The 16,280-nt window shown below is 68.2% G+C and carries 19 protein-coding genes; 5 read left to right on the forward strand and 14 right to left on the reverse strand.

Translation table 11 applies throughout. The features are described 5' to 3' along the window. Positions 1-31: 31 nt before the first annotated feature. The 5 genes from fahA to U5771_RS27070 are packed head-to-tail and all read right to left on the reverse strand — an operon-like array spanning position 32 to position 5,989. On the reverse strand, positions 32-1,336 hold the full coding sequence (fahA, locus tag U5771_RS27050) for a fumarylacetoacetase (RefSeq protein ID WP_322026812.1): 1,305 nt from the start codon (positions 1,334-1,336) through the stop codon (positions 32-34). Further along, positions 1,333-2,667: a homogentisate 1,2-dioxygenase gene (hmgA, locus tag U5771_RS27055; RefSeq protein ID WP_322026813.1), complete on the reverse strand. Its 1,335-nt coding sequence runs from the start codon at positions 2,665-2,667 to the stop codon at positions 1,333-1,335. The genes fahA and hmgA overlap by 4 nt, the downstream gene beginning before the upstream one ends. A 15-nt stretch (positions 2,668-2,682) precedes the next feature. Next, positions 2,683-4,044: an MFS transporter gene (locus U5771_RS27060; RefSeq protein WP_322026814.1), complete on the reverse strand. Its 1,362-nt coding sequence runs from the start codon at positions 4,042-4,044 to the stop codon at positions 2,683-2,685. Continuing rightward, positions 4,041-4,271, reverse strand: coding sequence for a DUF2783 domain-containing protein (locus tag U5771_RS27065; protein WP_014897947.1), 231 nt, complete (start codon positions 4,269-4,271; stop codon positions 4,041-4,043). The genes U5771_RS27060 and U5771_RS27065 overlap by 4 nt, the downstream gene beginning before the upstream one ends. 29 nt (positions 4,272-4,300) lie before the next feature. Next, entirely contained in the window at positions 4,301-5,989 is a 1,689-nt protein-coding gene (locus tag U5771_RS27070; protein WP_322026815.1) for an FAD-dependent oxidoreductase, read from the reverse strand. A gap of 380 nt (positions 5,990-6,369) precedes the next feature. Here U5771_RS27070 and U5771_RS27075 point away from each other — a divergent pair, with 380 nt between their 5' ends. Further along, positions 6,370-7,173 (forward strand): EAL domain-containing protein, encoded by an 804-nt coding sequence (locus tag U5771_RS27075; protein WP_322026816.1) that lies wholly within the window; start codon positions 6,370-6,372, stop codon positions 7,171-7,173. 218 nt (positions 7,174-7,391) lie between these two features. Here U5771_RS27075 and U5771_RS27080 read toward each other — a convergent pair whose 3' ends face one another. Next, positions 7,392-7,802 carry a GFA family protein gene (locus U5771_RS27080; protein WP_322026817.1) on the reverse strand — a complete coding sequence of 137 codons (411 nt, stop codon included), beginning with the start codon at positions 7,800-7,802 and terminating at the stop codon, positions 7,392-7,394. Positions 7,803-7,929: 127 nt separating this feature from the next. After that, a complete protein-coding gene (locus U5771_RS27085; protein WP_322026818.1) occupies positions 7,930-8,721 on the reverse strand; it encodes an IclR family transcriptional regulator in 792 nt (263 codons plus the stop codon). Positions 8,722-8,991: 270 nt separating this feature from the next. Between U5771_RS27085 and U5771_RS27090 the strand changes: the two genes are divergently transcribed. Beyond that, complete coding sequence (locus U5771_RS27090; protein ID WP_322026819.1) at positions 8,992-10,179, forward strand: acyl-CoA dehydrogenase; 1,188 nt, start codon at positions 8,992-8,994, stop codon at positions 10,177-10,179. 141 nt (positions 10,180-10,320) lie between these two features. On the opposite strand, the gene U5771_RS27095 is transcribed toward U5771_RS27090, so the two are convergent. After that, complete coding sequence (locus U5771_RS27095; protein ID WP_124614344.1) at positions 10,321-10,959, reverse strand: peroxiredoxin; 639 nt, start codon at positions 10,957-10,959, stop codon at positions 10,321-10,323. Between the two features lie 318 nt (positions 10,960-11,277). Here U5771_RS27095 and U5771_RS27100 point away from each other — a divergent pair, with 318 nt between their 5' ends. The 3 genes from U5771_RS27100 to U5771_RS27110 all read left to right on the forward strand — a co-directional run bounded on the left by U5771_RS27100 (position 11,278) and on the right by U5771_RS27110 (position 12,581). Continuing rightward, a complete protein-coding gene (locus tag U5771_RS27100) occupies positions 11,278-11,580 on the forward strand; it encodes a DUF883 family protein (protein WP_006754606.1) in 303 nt (100 codons plus the stop codon). 124 nt (positions 11,581-11,704) lie between these two features. Next, positions 11,705-12,094 (forward strand): phage holin family protein, encoded by a 390-nt coding sequence (locus tag U5771_RS27105; protein WP_322026820.1) that lies wholly within the window; start codon positions 11,705-11,707, stop codon positions 12,092-12,094. Positions 12,095-12,137: 43 nt separating this feature from the next. Continuing rightward, the gene (locus tag U5771_RS27110; RefSeq protein WP_322026821.1) at positions 12,138-12,581 is read left to right on the forward strand and encodes a DUF3318 domain-containing protein; all 444 of its coding nucleotides are present in this window, start codon (positions 12,138-12,140) and stop codon (positions 12,579-12,581) included. A 62-nt stretch (positions 12,582-12,643) separates the two neighbouring features. On the opposite strand, the gene U5771_RS27115 is transcribed toward U5771_RS27110, so the two are convergent. From U5771_RS27115 to nrdR, 6 genes are all read right to left on the reverse strand, one after another. Beyond that, a complete protein-coding gene (locus U5771_RS27115; protein WP_322026822.1) occupies positions 12,644-13,096 on the reverse strand; it encodes a type IV pilin protein in 453 nt (150 codons plus the stop codon). Further along, the gene (locus tag U5771_RS27120) at positions 13,093-13,641 is read right to left on the reverse strand and encodes a hypothetical protein (RefSeq protein ID WP_322026823.1); all 549 of its coding nucleotides are present in this window, start codon (positions 13,639-13,641) and stop codon (positions 13,093-13,095) included. The genes U5771_RS27115 and U5771_RS27120 overlap by 4 nt, the downstream gene beginning before the upstream one ends. Before the next feature lie 106 nt (positions 13,642-13,747). Beyond that, entirely contained in the window at positions 13,748-14,587 is an 840-nt protein-coding gene (locus U5771_RS27125; protein WP_322026824.1) for a PilW family protein, read from the reverse strand. Beyond that, a complete protein-coding gene (locus tag U5771_RS27130; RefSeq protein WP_322026825.1) occupies positions 14,571-14,999 on the reverse strand; it encodes a hypothetical protein in 429 nt (142 codons plus the stop codon). The genes U5771_RS27125 and U5771_RS27130 overlap by 17 nt, the downstream gene beginning before the upstream one ends. Further along, entirely contained in the window at positions 14,996-15,556 is a 561-nt protein-coding gene (locus tag U5771_RS27135) for a GspH/FimT family pseudopilin (protein WP_322026827.1), read from the reverse strand. The genes U5771_RS27130 and U5771_RS27135 overlap by 4 nt, the downstream gene beginning before the upstream one ends. A 153-nt stretch (positions 15,557-15,709) precedes the next feature. Next, positions 15,710-16,189: a transcriptional regulator NrdR gene (gene nrdR / locus U5771_RS27140; RefSeq protein ID WP_006760615.1), complete on the reverse strand. Its 480-nt coding sequence runs from the start codon at positions 16,187-16,189 to the stop codon at positions 15,710-15,712. Positions 16,190-16,280 lie beyond the last annotated feature (91 nt).

Genomic DNA, 16,280 nt, shown 5'->3' on the forward strand with positions numbered 1-16,280 from the left:
AACTACACGTAACGTGTCGCGCGACGACCCGTCACACGCTCCGCGCCGGCAGGATCTTGCCGCCACACGCGCCGAAGCCGACGCGATAGCCATCGCCCTGGCACCAGCCCGCGAGCGTGAGCTCGTCGCCGTCCTCGATGAACGCGCGGCTGCCGCCGCCGTCCAGCGCGAGCGGCTCCTTGCCGTTCCACGTCAGTTCGAGCAGGCTGCCGAACGAATCCTTGGCCGGCCCGCTGATCGTGCCCGAACCCATCAGGTCACCCACGCGCGTGTTGCAGCCCGCCACCGTGTGATGCGCGAGTTGCTGCGCCATGGTCCAGTACATGTGCCTGAAGTTGGTGCGGCAGATCGATGTCGCGTCGGCGGCGCCGTCGGCACGCAGCGTCACTTCGAGCGCGATGTCGAACGCATGCTTGCCCGCGTGCTGCAGATACGCGAGCGGCTGCGGCGACTGTTCGGGCTGCGCGACGCGGAACGGTTCGAGCGCATCGAGCGTGACGATCCACGGCGAGATCGTCGTCGCGAAGGTCTTCGCGTTGAACGGGCCGAGCGGCACGTATTCCCACTGCTGGATGTCGCGCGCGCTCCAGTCGTTCAGCAGCACCATCCCGAAGATGTGCGCTTCGGCATCCTCGCAGGCGATCGGCTCGCCGAGCGCATTGCCGCGGCCGACGATGAAGCCCGTCTCCAGTTCGATGTCGAGCTTGCGGCACGCGCCGAACACCGGACGCTCCTGGTCGGGCAGCTTCAGTTGCCCGTTCGGGCGCCGCACCGGCGTCCCGCTCACGACCACCGACGACGCGCGGCCGTTGTAGCCGATCGGCATCTCCGACCAGTTCGGCAACAGCGCATTCTTCGGATCGCGGAACATCGAGCCGACGTTGGTCGCATGCTCCTTCGACGAATAGAAATCGGTGTAGCCGGGAATGTCGACCGGCAGATGCAGCGTCGCGTCGCGCTGCGCGACGAGCGCTTGCGCGCGCAGCGCGGCGTCATCGCGCAGCCGCGCGTCGTCGCGCGAGAACAGGTCCGACAGTTGCACGCGCACGCTGCGCCACGCATCGCGGCCGAGCGCGATGAACGGGTTGAGCGTCGGCGCGGCGAACACGTCGGCGCCGGCCGGCAGCGTCACGAGGCCTGCGCGCGCGAGCGCGGCGAGGTCGACGATCTGGTCGCCGAGCGCGACGCCCGCACGGCGCGCCGCCTGCTTCGCATCGCTGAAGATCCCGAACGGCAGGTTCTGGATCGGGAAATCGCAGGCGGGATCGTTCGCCGTGTCGACCCAGCTCTTGCGAGCCGGGTCGAGCGTCGCGCGCCAGTCTTGGGTGTCGCTCATGGTTGCTCCGGATTGAAGTGTTTCTTGATGCCTTGCCAGCATTCGAAGTAGTCGGCCTGCAGTTGCGCGGTGTCGAGCGCGTAGCGCGTCGGCCGGATCAGCGTGCGGGTTTCGAACATGAACGCCATCGTCGCGTCGACCTTGTGCGGCTTCGTCGTGTCGCCCGCGGACGCCTTCTCGAACGTATCCGCGTCCGGCCCGTGGCCCGACATGCAGTTGTGCAGGCTCGCGCCGCCCGGCACGAAGCCTTCGGCCTTCGCGTCGTACGCGCCGTGCACGAGCCCCATGAACTCGCTCGCGACGTTGCGGTGGAACCATGGCGGGCGGAAGGTATCTTCGGCCGCGAGCCAGCGCGGCGGGAAGATCACGAAGTCGATCGTGTCGACGCCCGGCGTGTCGCTCTGCGACTGCAGCACGAGGAAGATCGACGGATCGGGGTGATCGAAGCTGATCGAGCCGATCGTGTTGAACAGGCGCAGGTCGTATTTGTACGGCGCGTAGTTGCCGTGCCACGCGACGACGTCGAACGGCGAATGGCCGATGTCGGCGCGCCACAGGCGCCCGTTCAGCTTCGCGACCAGCTCGAACGCGCCTTCGCGATCCTCGTAAGCGGCCTGCGGCGTCAGGAAATCGCGCGGATTCGCGAGCCCGTTCGAACCGATCGGGCCGAGGTCCGGCAGGCGCAGCAGCGCGCCGAAGTTCTCGCAGATGTAGCCGCGTGCCTCGCCGTCCGGCAGCGCGACGGAAAAACGCACGCCGCGCGGGATCACCGCGATCTCGAACGGCTCGACGTCGAGCCGGCCGAATTCGGTCGCGATGAAGAGCCGCCCCTGCTGCGGCACGATCAGCAGCTCGCCGTCGGCGCTGTAGAAGAAGCGGTCCTGCATCGAGCGGTTCGCCGCGTACAGGTGGATCGCGCAGCCGTTCATCGCGGCCGCCGAGCCGTTGCCGGCCATCGTCACGAGCCCTTCGACGAAATCGGTCGGCTCGACCGGCATCGGCAGCGGGTCCCAGCGCAACTGGTTCGGCGGTGTCGGCGGCACGTCGGCCGAGTCGCCGAATTCCGACACGAGCCGCTGCGGGCCCATGAACGGCTCGAACGGCCGATGCACGGCCGCCGGCCGGATCCGGTACAGCCACGAGCGGCGGTTGTGGCCGCGCGGCGCGGTAAACGCGGTGCCCGACAGCTGCTCCGCATACAGCCCGTACGGCGCGCGCTGCGGCGAGTTGCGGCCGTGCGGCAGCGCGCCGGGCAGCGCCTCGGTCGCGAATTCGTTCGCGAAACCGCTCAGGTAGCCGGCGGTCGCCGGTTTCGACAGGTCAAGCGTCATCGTTTCCTTTCTCCATCAATTCATGGCGGCGTTCGGCGCCTGCGCGCCGTTGCGCCGCGTGACGCCGGCCAGTCCCAGCACGAACAGCGCCGAGCACAGCACGGGCACCGCGGCCGCATGGAACAGCGCGCCGTTGGTCCAGTTGAGCGCAATCAGTTGTCCGCCGACGAGCGGCCCGAGCACCGAGCCGATCCGGCCGATGCCGAGGCTCCAGCCGATGCCGGTCGAGCGCAGCGACGTCGGGTAATACTGGCCCGCGAGCGCGTTCACGGCCGGCTGCCCGCCGACCACGCAGAAGCCGCCCGCGAACACGACGAGCAGCAGCCACGGCAACGCATGCGCGACCGAGCCGATCAGGCCGACCGAGACGGCCGCGCACGCGAAGCACGCGAACAGCACGCGCACGAAGCCGTGACGTTCGATGAACCAGCCGAGCGACAGCGTGCCGATCACGCCACCCGTCTGCAGCACCGTGCCGACGATCACCGCCGTGCCCGCCGAATAGCCCGCGTCGCGCATCACGGTCGGCAGCCAGTTCGACAGGAAGTACAGGTCGATCAGGTTCATGAAGCTGATGGCCCACAGCAGCAGCGTGACCGGCAGGCGGCCATGGCGGAACAGCTCGGCGACCGGCGCGCCGCTTGCCGCGCGCTCGCGCACGACGAGGCGCGTGTCCGCATCGATGCCGGCCTGCGGCGCGAAACGCGCGAGCCAGCCGCGTGCCTGCGCGTCGCGCCCTTTCAGCACGAGGAACTGCAGCGACTCGGGCAGGCGCGCGAGCATCGCGATCGTCAGCACCAGCGGCACCGCGCCGCCGACGAAGAACACCGAACGCCAGCCGAGCGCCGGAATCAGCGCGGCGCTGATGAAACCGCCGAGCGCGGCGCCGAGCGTGAAGCCGCACGACACGATCATCATCCGTTTCACGCGATGCGCGGCCGGGCTGAACTCGCCGACCAGCGCCATCGCGTTCGGCATGATGCAGCCGAGGCCGAGGCCCGTGACGAAGCGCAGCGCCATCAGCACCGGGACCGAGCCCGCGAACGGCGTCGCGAGCATCGTCACCGCGAAGAACAGCGTCGAGCCGATCAGCACCGGGCGCCGCCCGATCCGGTCGGCCAGCACCGACAGCCCGAGCGCGCCGAGCAGCATCCCGAACAGGCTCGCGCTGAACACGGGCCCGAGCGCCTGCTTCGGCACCCCCCATTCGGCGATCACGCTGGGCGCGACATACCCCATCGCCTGCGCATCGAAGCCGTCGATCACGAGACACAGCCCGCACAACACCAGCAGCATCCAGTGAAAGCCCGGGCGATGGGTCTCGTCGATCACGCGCTCGACTTCGAGCACGCGCGCGTCGGCCGGCGCCGCGCTCATTGCGCCACCTCGGCGGCCGGATGCACGGGCGGCGTCACGCCCTGGCGCGCGAGCGCCATCGCTTCGCGCAGCACGTCGGCGTCGCCGATCTGGTTCGCGAGCAGCAGGATCAGCTTCGCGTTGACGAGCTGGCTGTCGGCGTCCGACAGGTCGCGATGCATGTCGATCAGCGCTTCGTAGAACGCGTCCGGGTCGGCCAGGCGCGGGCGGGTGTCGAGTCGGGGCATGACGGGTGTCTCCGGTATCGTTGTCGTATTCAATGCGCGGTTGCGCGTGCGCAGGTCGCGCGCGCCAGCGCGTCGGCGATCGCCTGGCGCTCGAGCGTGCGCATCCGTGCGCAGACGTGCTGATCGGGGCGCAGCAGGTAGAACGTGCCGGGCTGCGCGTCGTAGCGTCGCGCGACAAAACCGTCGACGTCCTCCACGACGTCGACACCGGCCACCGGTTGCGCCTGCCCGGCCGGCACGACCAGCACCGGCCGCACCGGCAGCGCGAGGCCGTCGAGCGCCTGCGCGAGCGCGGCGGCGTCGCCCGGCAGCCCGAACAGCACGCCCGCGAAGCCGTCGCCCAGATGCCGCAGCAGCCAGCCCGACGCACCCTGCGCGCGCACCGGCGCATCGGCCGCCGCCGCGCCCGGCCGCATCGCGCACGCGAACGCGTCGCCGTTGCGGTCCGGCGTATTCAGCGGCGAATCGGCCAGCACGGCCGGCACCGACAGGCGGCCGCTGTTCACGAGCTTGCGCGCGAATTCGCAGTCGCGCGCGAGCTTCAGCGTCGCGTCGCGGAACACGCGCGACACCGCGCTCTTCGGCGTGATGAAGTCGGTCGAACGCGTCGAATTGCGGATGTTCTCGTCGGCCGCGAACTCGCGCTCGCTCGCATAGGTGTCGAGCAGGCGGTCGTCCGCGCGGCCGTCGAGCACGAGCTTCAGCTTCCATGCGAGGTTGTCCGCATCCTGCACGCCGCTGTTCGCGCCGCGCGCGCCGAACGGCGACACGCCGTGCGCGGAGTCGCCCGCGAACAGCACACGGCCGTGCCGGAACGTATCCATCCGCTGGCAGCGGAACGTGTAGACGCTCACCCATTCGAGTTCGAACTCGACGTCCGTCCCGAGCAGCGCGCGGACGCGCGGAATCACGCGTTCCGGCTGCTTCTCGGCGACCGGATCGGCGTCCCAGCCGAGCTGGAAGTCGATGCGCCACACGTTGTCGGGCTGGCGGTGCAGCAGCACCGACTGGTTGCGGTGGAACGGCGGATCGAACCAGAACCAGCGCTCGGTCGGGAATTCCGCCTTCATCTTCACGTCGGCGATCAGGAAGCGGTCCTTGAACGTGCGGCCGCGGCTCTCGAGGCCCATCGCGGAACGCATCGGGCTGCGCGAGCCGTCGGCCGCGATCACGTATCGCGCGCGCAGCGTCTCGATGCCTTCCGGCGTCTCGACGGTGAGCGTGGCGTGTTCCGTCGATTGCGTGACACCCGTCACCTTGTGCTTCCAGCGGATCTCGAGGTTGGGCAGCGCGAACGCGCGCTCGGCCAGATAGCCTTCGACGTAGTACTGCTGCAGGTTGATGAACGCGGGACGCGCATGGCCTTCCTCCGGCAGCAGGTCGAACGCATACAGCTGTTCGTCCTGCAGGAACACCTTGCCCACATGCCAGCTCACGCCCTTGTCGACGAAGCGCTCGCCGCAGCCGAGCCGGTCGAAGATCTCGAGCGTGCGCTTCGCGAAGCAGATCGCGCGCGAGCCCGTCGACAGCGTGTCGTCGTCGTCGAGCAGCACGACCGGCACACCCTGCTGCGCCAGGTCGATCGCGGCCGACAGGCCCACGGGGCCCGCGCCGACGACGATCACCGGGTGGATGGCCGCGTCATCGCCGGCGGCCCGCGTCGCGCGCGGCCGGTAGTCGAACTTCAGCGTCTGGTAATCGATGCTCATGGTCGCCATCCGCTCCTCAACCCTGCCGCGCGCACGCCGGCGCGCACCGCGTCGTGCCGCTCGTGCCCGGTTCCCGCCGCTGCCGCGGCCCGCCCTGCTCCGCCCACTTCCTGTCAACCGCCACGTCTCGCTCCTTGCTTCCTGTTGATTCCATTCGGGAAACGGCGCCGCTCCGGGGCGCCCGAACGCCGCTTTTCTTGATCGGCGACAAATCCTTGGATTTACGAATAGTAAAACCAATTACGAATAGTGAAATCGACGTAAACCCTAGCCATCGGCTCCAGGACGGGATAACCATATGAGCGAAACGCCAAGCCGAGCCCGGCGTGCGCTGCTAATATCGAGACATGAGGCGGCCGTTTTGGCCGCCATTTTTCCTTCCTACGCCGATGATTCCGCCCAACATTCCCGAGCTGGTCGTCCGTGCCGGGCAACTGCCGTATCTGCGGGAACACCTTGCACTCGCGGAAGGCGGCACCGCGTGCGCCAATCTGCCGGAGCGCACGCTCGCGAGCGCGTATGAACCGATCTACGACGTGACGATGCCCGGCGCGCCGCAGTCGACGTCGTTCGCGGACGCGATCGAGCGCTACGGCGACGAACTTGGCTTCCAGGCCGTCACGCTGGTCACGGGCGCGCCGCACGACCCGGTCGACTCGGCCGTCGACGACCAGACGCTCGTCGCGATCGACCGGCTGTCGCGCGCGCTACACGCGATCAACTTCTTCGGCGCGCAACGTCACGGGCTGCTGTTCCTGCGCGTGCACGAACGGCTGCTGAAGAGCGTGAAGTACGACCACGGCAAGCATTTCTCGTCGGTGCTGCAGCGTTTCGGGCTGCCGACCGAGCGGATCGTGATCGAGCTGCCGGCGGTCGCCGTCGCGCACAAGACCTTCCTCGGCTACCTGACGCGCAGCTACCAGCATCACGGCTTCAAGGTCGCCGACAAGCTGCCCGATCCGGGCCGGATCCTCGCGGTCGAATCGGAGATGGCGCGGCCCGACTACATCAAGATGGATGCGGGCATCGCGCTGCGCGACGGGATGGTGAAGGCGCTGGTCGCGTATGCGCAGCGCGTGCGGATTCCGCTGATCTTCGACGGCGTCGTCGACGAAACGCAGTGCGAGCTGCTGCGCCAGCACGACGTGCGGTTCATGCAGGGGCCGGTGTTCGCGAAGGTCGTCCCGGCCTGATTGACGGTGAGGCTGCCGGCGCGCGGGGCGCGCCGCGCAGGATCGTGGATTCGGTTCAGCGAACGTGTTGCGGCGGGGTCGGGGTGTCGGCGCGCCGTGTCGTTCGAGGCGCGATGCCGCGCGGGTCTCGATGCTTTATCCGTCACGCGCAAGGGTCGAACCTGCGTTGAACGCGCTCGCGGGTTCGATGCCGCCGCGTCGCCGTCGATGGCCGCGGCCTAGTCTCTTCCGCCGTCGGTGTATTTCGGCAGATCGTCGGCGATCTCGATGCCCGGGAAACGATCCCCGTACCAGACGTGCCAAGCGGGACGCAGCCGCGCCGGCTCGTCGAGCGTTGCGTAGTTGATTTCCACGGTCGTCGGCGCATCCGCCAGCCGGTACTCGAGCTGCGCGCCGCAGCGGCCGCAAAAGCGCCGCTCGCCCCACGCGCTCGACGCGTAGACCGTCGGCTCGCCCTGCAGATACTCGAATGCGTCGATCGGCACCGAGGCCGACGCAACGACTGCCGCACCCGTCGTGCGCTGGCAGAGCCGGCAATGGCAAAAGCCGGCGTCGGCCGGAACGCCGGCGATCCGGTAGCGGATCGCCCCGCATGCGCAACCGCCTTCCATGGTTTCCGGGTGGGACATCGCGAACCTCGTCATCGTCGGGAAGCAGGTGGACGATGATGAGCGCGGTTCGCACGCGCCGCAACCGGCGGCGGCGTCCGCTCCGGTGCCCGAACACCCCGGCGCCGCGCCGCGCGCGGTGCCCGCTTCAGACCGTCTGCCCGAGCCGCTGCGCGAGCGCCTTCAGCTTCGGCCCGACCTGCGTGCGGAACACGTCCTCGCCCATCGACGACGCAGGCCCGCTGCAGCTCAGGATCAGCCAGCGCCCCTCGCGCGGCTCGCGAAACGGTACGGCCGCCGCGTTCACGTCCATGTGCCACGCGCGGAACGAATAACAGCATCCGCCCGCGGAGAATTCGGCCACCGCGTCCTGCGCGGCCGCGACCAGCGCATCCGCGTCGGCCGCGCCGCCGGCCGCCCGGTGCAGATCCGCATAGAGCGCGCGGCGCACCTCCTCCGGCTGCACGGCCAGGTACGCGCGCCCCATCGAGCTCGTCAGCATCGACAGCCGCGAGCCGGGCGCCAGCCCGAGCGTCAGCGCCGTTTCGCTGCGGATCGTCTCCAGATAGATCATGTCGAGCCCGTCGCGGCAGCCGAGCGACACGGCCGCACCGATCTCGCGCGCGAGCGCCTGCATGTGCGGCCGCGCGAGATCGAGCGTCCCCGAGCCGGACAGCAGCGCGTAGCCGAGCGACAGCACGCCGGCGTCGAGCGCATACTTTCCGAGCGTCTCGTCGTAGCGCAGGTAGCCGAGCACGGTCAGCGTATAGGCAAGCCGGTTTACCGTCGCCTTGGGCAATCCGGTGCGCTCCGCGAAGTCGCGATTGCCGAGCATCGTCTCGCCGGGCCGGAATGCGCGCAGCAGGTCGAGCCCGCGCGCGAGCGCGACGACGAACTTGCGCTCGTCGATCGTGGTTTCGTCGATGGTTGAAAGTGTCATCTGATGCTACACTGGGTTCGTTTTGCAAAACATTGTTCCGCACAGCGGAACTTCAGTCAAGCGAACTTTAGACATCGGGCCAGGCAACGAAGCGCCAACCCGGGACCGACCGCGAAGCATGGGGCCCGAGCAAGGGCTGATGTGCCAACTCGGGCCGACCGCGAAGCATGGGGCCCGAGTAGGCGCTGAAGCGCCAACTCGGGCCGACCGCGAAGCATGGGGCCCGAGTAGGCGCTGAAGCGCCAACTCGGGCCGACAGGAGATGAAACGATGACCGCTGCAACTTTTCATTGGGACGATCCGCTGCTGCTCGACCAGCAACTGACCGAAGAAGAGCGGATGGTGCGCGACGCGGCGCACGCGTACGCGCAGGACAAGCTCGCGCCGCGCGTCACCGAGGCGTTCCGCAATGAACGCACCGACGCCGAGATCTTCCGCGAGATGGGCGAGATCGGTCTGCTCGGCCCGACGATTCCGGAAGAATACGGCGGCCCCGGCCTCAATTACGTGAGCTACGGCCTGATCGCGCGCGAAGTCGAGCGGGTCGACTCCGGCTACCGCTCGATGATGTCCGTGCAGTCGTCGCTCGTGATGGTGCCGATCCACGAATTCGGCTCGGACGCGCAGAAGCAGAAATACCTGCCGAAGCTCGCGAGCGGCGAATGGATCGGCTGCTTCGGACTGACCGAGCCGAACCACGGCTCCGACCCGGGCAGCATGGTCACGCGCGCGAAGAAGGTGCCCGGCGGCTATTCGCTGTCCGGCGCGAAAATGTGGATCACCAACTCGCCGATCGCCGACGTGTTCGTGGTGTGGGCGAAGCTCGAAGAAAACGGCCAGGACGCAATCCGCGGCTTCATCCTCGAGAAGGGCTGGAAAGGCCTGTCGGCGCCCGCGATCCACGGCAAGGTCGGGCTGCGCGCATCGATCACCGGCGAGATCGTCCTCGACGAAGCGTTCGTCCCCGAAGAGAACCTGATGCCGAACGTGAGCGGCCTGCGCGGCCCGTTCACGTGCCTGAACTCGGCGCGCTACGGGATCGCCTGGGGTGCGCTCGGCGCGGCCGAGTCCTGCTGGCACACCGCGCGCCAGTACGTGCTCGATCGCCATCAGTTCGGCCGGCCGCTCGCCGCGAACCAGCTGATCCAGAAGAAGCTCGCCGACATGCAGACCGAAATCACGCTCGGCCTGCAGGGCGTGCTGCGTCTCGGCCGGATGAAGGACGAAGGCACGGCGGCCGTCGAGATCACGTCGATCATGAAGCGCAACTCGTGCGGCAAGGCGCTCGACATCGCGCGGCTCGCGCGCGACATGCTCGGCGGCAACGGCATCTCGGACGAATTCGGCGTCGCGCGCCACCTCGTGAACCTCGAAGTGGTCAACACGTACGAAGGCACGCACGACATTCACGCGCTGATCCTCGGCCGCGCGCAGACGGGCATCCAGGCATTCTTCTGATCATTCGCCGGCAATACGCGGCGCGCTTCGCGCCGCATCGCCGACGCTGAAACGACACGGCCCGCCCGGCATCGCTGCCGGGCGGGCCGTTTTTCATCGGCGCGCGCGTGCGTCACGCGCCGCCGATGCGGCAGCCGCTGTTTACTTGTTCGGCTGCGGCGTGAGGCGCAGGTACGGACGCACCGCGTTGAAGCCCTTCGGGAAGCGCTGCTTCAGCTCTTCCGGATCCTGCAGCGACGGCACGATCACGACGTCGTCGCCGTCCTTCCAGTTGCCGGGCGTCGCGACCTTGTAGTTGTCGGTCAGTTGCAGCGAGTCGATCACACGCAGCACTTCGTCGAAGTTGCGGCCGGTGCTGGCCGGATAGGTGATGGTGAGCCGCACCTTCTTGTTCGGGTCGATCACGAACAGCGAGCGCACCGTCAGCGTTTCGTTCGCATTCGGGTGGATCATGTCGTACAGCTGCGAAACCTTGCGGTCCGCGTCGGCGATGATCGGGAAACCGACGACCGTCGACTGCGTTTCGTTGATGTCGTTGATCCAGCCCTTGTGCGATTCGACGCCGTCGACCGACAGCGCGATCACCTTCACGTTGCGCTTCTCGAACTCGCCCTTCAGCTTCGAGGTCAGCCCGAGTTCAGTCGTGCACACCGGCGTGTAGTCGGCCGGGTGCGAGAACAGGACGCCCCAGCTGTCGCCCAGCCACTCGTGAAACTTGATGGAGCCCAGGCTCGATTCCTGCTCGAAATCCGGTGCGATGTCGCCAAGACGCAGACTCATGATGTTCCCTCCTCGAACGATGCTGGTTGAAACCGCGCGCGGGACGGCGCGGGACAGTCCATCAGCTTACGGGAAGCAATGGGCCGTGCGAACGATTATTACGTTTGATATTCATACTTTTTTGTCATTTTTGCCGGGTGGCGAAGCGCGACGGATAGCGGTCAGGGAAACTTTTCGTGCCGTCTGCTGCTCTGTTGAGCATTACGAGTCGTTTACCATGCAGTCTTGCACTGCTGTCGTGTGTCGTCCCGGCTCGCCAGCGGGCAGGCGTTTCGCTACGATGTGAACCTGCAGCATGACAGCATGAAGGGAGTTGCAATGTCGGAAATCAACAAGGAGAAACTGATGTCGGATATCAAAACCGTTCTCGCGGACGCCGAGGATCTGCTCAAGCAAGCGGCGAGCAGCACGGGCGACCGTGCGGCCGAACTGCGCGAGAAAGCCATGTCGCGCCTGAAGCAGGCCAAGGAAAAGGCAACCGACGTCCAGGTCGTGGTGGTCGAGAAAGGCAAGAAGGCCGCGCGCGCGACCGACGACTACGTGCACGAGCATCCGTGGACGTCGATCGGCGTCGCCGCCGGCGTCGGCGTGCTGATCGGCCTGCTGATCAACCGCAAGTAACGCGCTCAGCGCCGTTCCGCCCCATGTGCCGCCCGGTGCGGCACATGCGTGCCGAAGCCGGCCGGCGGTTCGCCACCGGCCGGCTTTGACCTAGCCGCTCATTGCGCGCACAAGCGCCTCATCCATGACGACAGACACTCACCCGCAGCCGTCCGGCCAGGGACCGCTGCGCCGCCTCGTCGGCTCCGCGATCGGCCTCCTGCAAACGCGCCTCGAACTGGTCGGCATCGAACTCGCCGAGGAGAAGGAACGCCTGATGGGCGTGCTGTTCCTCGGGCTCGCGGCCATGATGCTCGCGACGATGGCGCTCATCAGCCTGACCGTGCTCGTCGCGATCGCGTTCTGGGACACCTATCGCTGGCAGTCGCTCGCGGCCATCACCGCGCTGTACGCGATCGCCGGCGTCGTATGTGCGCTGAAGGCGCGGGCGGGCCTGCGCGACGCGCCGACCGTGTTCGAGGCGACGCTCGCCGAGCTCGAGAAAGACCGCGAAATCTTCCGCGGCAAGCCGTGAACGCGGTCGAGTTCACCCCTCTCACCTACTTCGCCGACGCGCCATGAGCCAGAACGTCACGGGCAATCCACCCCGCCCCCATTCGTCGCGATCGAACTGGAGCGCATCGCAGCATCGTGCGCTCCGCAAGGAATTGCTGATCCTGCGATCCGAGGTCGAGCGGCTCGAGCTTGCCGAAGCCGCCGCCGAAATGCGCCACGCCGTCACGCGCTTCAGTTGGCTCAAGGTATTCGTCCCCGGCCTGTCGAGCGGCAAGTTCAGCCAGTCCGCCAAGAACCTGAACGCGAGCCTGGGCCAACTCGTCAACCAGTATCCGATGCTGAGTTCGCTCGCGTCGCTCGTGCTGGCGAAACCCGTTCGTTCGCTGCTGCGCGCGAGTGCGGGCCCCGCACTGAAGTGGGGCGGCCTCGGCTTCGCCGCGTGGGAGGTCTACCGGATCTGGAAACAGTCGCGCGACGCGCGCGGCACTGCCGCGAACGACGACTGACACGCAACGACAGGCGCACACGGCCCCGCGCCGTTGCGCGTGTCCCGTGCGTGATCGCGTGATCAGCGCACGCCCCAGCATGCCCGCGCCTGTGCATCGGCCGCTCCGTCGTCCGATCCCGCATTGCCTTTCGTTCCGTCCGCACGCAGCGTGAACGCGCCGCATGCGTCGTCGCGCATCGGGCCGGCATCGAGCGGGCGCGCAACGAGTTCGTAGGCCACCGGCGCATCGTCGCCGACCGCGCGCCGCAACGCCACGCTGTAGACCGCCTGCCCGTCCGGCGGCGCGTGAGCATATGCGTCCGGCAGCGTCTGTGGCGGTGCGCCGTCGAGCGTTTCGAGATATTGAGCCGCGCGGTAGAGCGCGGCGACCGCGGATGCGCGATGCACGCGCGCGACATGCTCGCGATACGACGGGATCCCCCACCCGGCCAGCACGGCGACGATCGCGAGCACGATCATCAGTTCGAGCAACGTGAACGCCGCCGACCGGCACGGCAATGCAGGCCGTTTCATCGATGAACCGCCGCGACGCGACGCCAGCGCTGCGCAACGATGCGTCCGTCGCGCAGCGCGACCTGGCTCTGCAGCCAGACCACGCTCGACGCATGGCCGCCGACGCCACGCGCGGTGACGAGATAAGCGCGACTCCCTTGCGGACCGGCGCCTCGCCAGGCTTCGATCAGGCAACGCGGCGGCTGGGCCGCCATCGGCCAGGAAGCGAACGGGGCAAATGCATCGGCGACGCCCAGCGCAGGCGTACGCCGCCAGGCATCCGGCTCGGCGGGTGATCCGGGTTCGTCCATGTACAGTGCCCCGCCCCGAAGCAAGCGCGCAGTGCAGGCTGCCAGCGCTGCATCGGCCGCGTGGAATGCGATCAGCCGATCCGACAACGCACGCGCGCGGCGCGATTCCGTCAATGCGGATTCGAACCATGTACCGGTCAGCGCGGCGACCGCCGCGCCGACCGCGATCACGGCAGGCAGTGCCAGGCCCGCCTCGCGACGCCAGCCGCGGCTGGTGGACGGAAGGCGTGCGCGCGTGGTTCTTCCGTTCAGCATGAGGCCCTCACCGCGTGCCGCACGTCGCGGAAGGCCACGACGCGCCTCCTTGCGCGGCCTGCCGCGATTCGCATCGCAAGCTCGCCGGCGAAGCCGTTTGCGCGGATCATCGCAACACCTCACGGTCCTGCGCCGCGTCGCGGACGGGATCGGCGAATGCGACCGCGGCATTCCGTAACGCGACGATGCGATGCAGCACCAGATGCGCGCGACCATCCGGCGAAACAGCCGTGCGACCGTCGCAATCGACATGACGCGCGGGCCCGCGCATCGGTTCTCCACGCGCCCGCACGCAGACATGCACGGCGACGACATCACGCCAGTCGCCGGCCCCCATCGCCGCCGCGCTGACGAACTGCGCGCCTTCGCGACGCAGGTAACGCACGCGCAACTGGTCGATGCCGGACACGACGGGTTGCGGCGTACCCGGGCGCCCGCTTCCCTCGCAGTACAACTCGGGCTCGCCTGTCGACGGACTGACATGCGCGTCGAAACGGTTTTCCACGAACGGCCGCTCACCGGGCGCGCCGACACCCTGCCCGAGACAATCCGACACCTGTGCGCCGATCGTCGGCCATGTCGACACGGTATCGCCGACATACCGAACCAGCACCGCATCCGACGCCACGCGCACGGCTTCGCAGCGCACCTGCGCGCCATCGCCTCGCACACGCCCCGCGGAACAGCCGAACACCGGCGGCAGCGATGACACGCCTTCGACATCGAGCGGGCGAAACCCGGCCATCTGGATCTGCTGGCCGATCAGCATCAGGGCGGTCGCAGCCGCATCGCGCATCCGGAACCCGTCTTCCGCCCGCCGCTGCGCGACGCGCTGGGTGTGGTACAGCGCACCGGTAGCGGCAAGCACGAGCAGACCGACGGTCATTGCGATCAGCACTTCGAGCAGCGTATGCGCGCGGCTGCGGCGATCAGCGTTGATCGGCATTGGCATTGGCCTCGGCCTCCCGAAACGGCATCCGCACACACGACGCCTGCTTGACCGTTGCCGCCGAGCCTTCGCATCGCGTCGAAGGCGCCACGGAGACGTCGGTGTCGCGCCAGCCGACCATCACGTAGCGGACACCGGCCGGCCCATCGTCGAGCGTCATCGTGCCGCCGGGCAACGATGCAGCGACGAGCGCCGCGATGCCGTCGTCGGCGCCTGCCGCTGCGTGCCGGCGCTCGATGCGGGCGTCGGCCAGCCACAGCGCGCGCTCACGCCAGATCGTCGCCCGTTGCGCGCGCGTCATCGCGAGCTGACTGCCGGCCACGGCCAGCATCACGGTTGCGAGCAGCGCGACGGCCAGCACCGCTTCGAGCAGCGACGTGCCGTGCATCGACTTGCGCGCGCGCTTCATGCCGCGTCGCAACGGCCGGCGGCGATGCGCGCCCGGCCGCCCGCCGCGATCCGGATGCAGCGCGACACGCGTGCGTCGTCGCCGGGCAGCGCCCGCTGCGGACGCAATTCGAAACGCCGGATTCCGCCGATCACCTGGCCCGCCGGCGGCGCGAATGCCAGATCGTGCGCCGCGCCCGCGACGGCGATATCGGCATCGCGCGGATAGCGCCGCAGCACGCGCGACTGCCCGTCGAACTGCCCGCTGACGATCCAGCCGCACGACCATTCCGCCGGGTCGCACCGCTCGCCGGAACGCACGCAATCGCCGTCGCGCCCGGCCCTGCACAGGGTGACGCGCACGCCGAGACGCGTCGCCTCGGTGCGCGCAAACGACAGCGCACCGAGCAGCGCGCGCGAGCGGGCATCCACGCGTTCGCGCATGCGCCACTGATCGAATGCGGGTGCTGCGTAAAGTCCGATCCCGGCCGCCAGCGCGATCGCGACCATCAGCTCGACGAGCGTGAAGCCGCCGCAGCATCGCATGCGTTTTTCAACGCCTTGCCGGTGCAATCCCATCGCCATCGCCCTCCGTCAACGTGATGCGACGACTGTAGCGATGCGAGCGAACGCGCGCCATTAGCCGAACGGCCGACTGGCGACATGCGATCGCGGCCGACACAATCGGCGCGAACTGGACCCACGGAGAAGACGATGAACGAACGCAGCGCGTCAGCGCTTACGCGGAGGCTTGGAGGGGGACGCGCGACGGAACTCTTCGATTACGTCGGCAAATTCGGAAACGTCCTCGAACCGGCGGTAAACCGATGCGAAACGGACATAGGCGATCGTATCGAGGCCGCGCAACTCGTTCATCACGAGTTCGCCGAGCTTCTCGCTACGCACTTCACGCTCGCCGGTTGCGAGCAGTTGATATTCGATGCGGGCGACCGCCGCGTCGATCGCGTCAGCCGCAACCGGCCGCTTGCGCAGCGCGAGTTGCATGCTGGCGACGATCTTGCGACGGTCGAATTCCGTGCGGCTGCCGTCCTTCTTCACGACGGCCGGCAGGTTCAGTTCAACCCGCTCGTACGTCGTGAAGCGCTTGTCGCAAGCCGAGCAACGACGGCGCCGACGAATCGCGGCGCCATCTTCGGACACGCGCGAGTCGACGACTTGCGTGTCCTCATGCCGGCAGAACGGGCAGCGCATGCCGGATCAGCGATAGACCGGGAAACGCTTGGTCAGCTCGGCCACTTGCGCGCGCACGCGCTCGATCGTCGCTGCATCTTCCGGGTTCTCG

The sequence above is a fragment of the Burkholderia sp. BCC1977 genome, assembly GCF_905339595.1.
Lineage (GTDB): Bacteria > Pseudomonadota > Gammaproteobacteria > Burkholderiales > Burkholderiaceae > Burkholderia.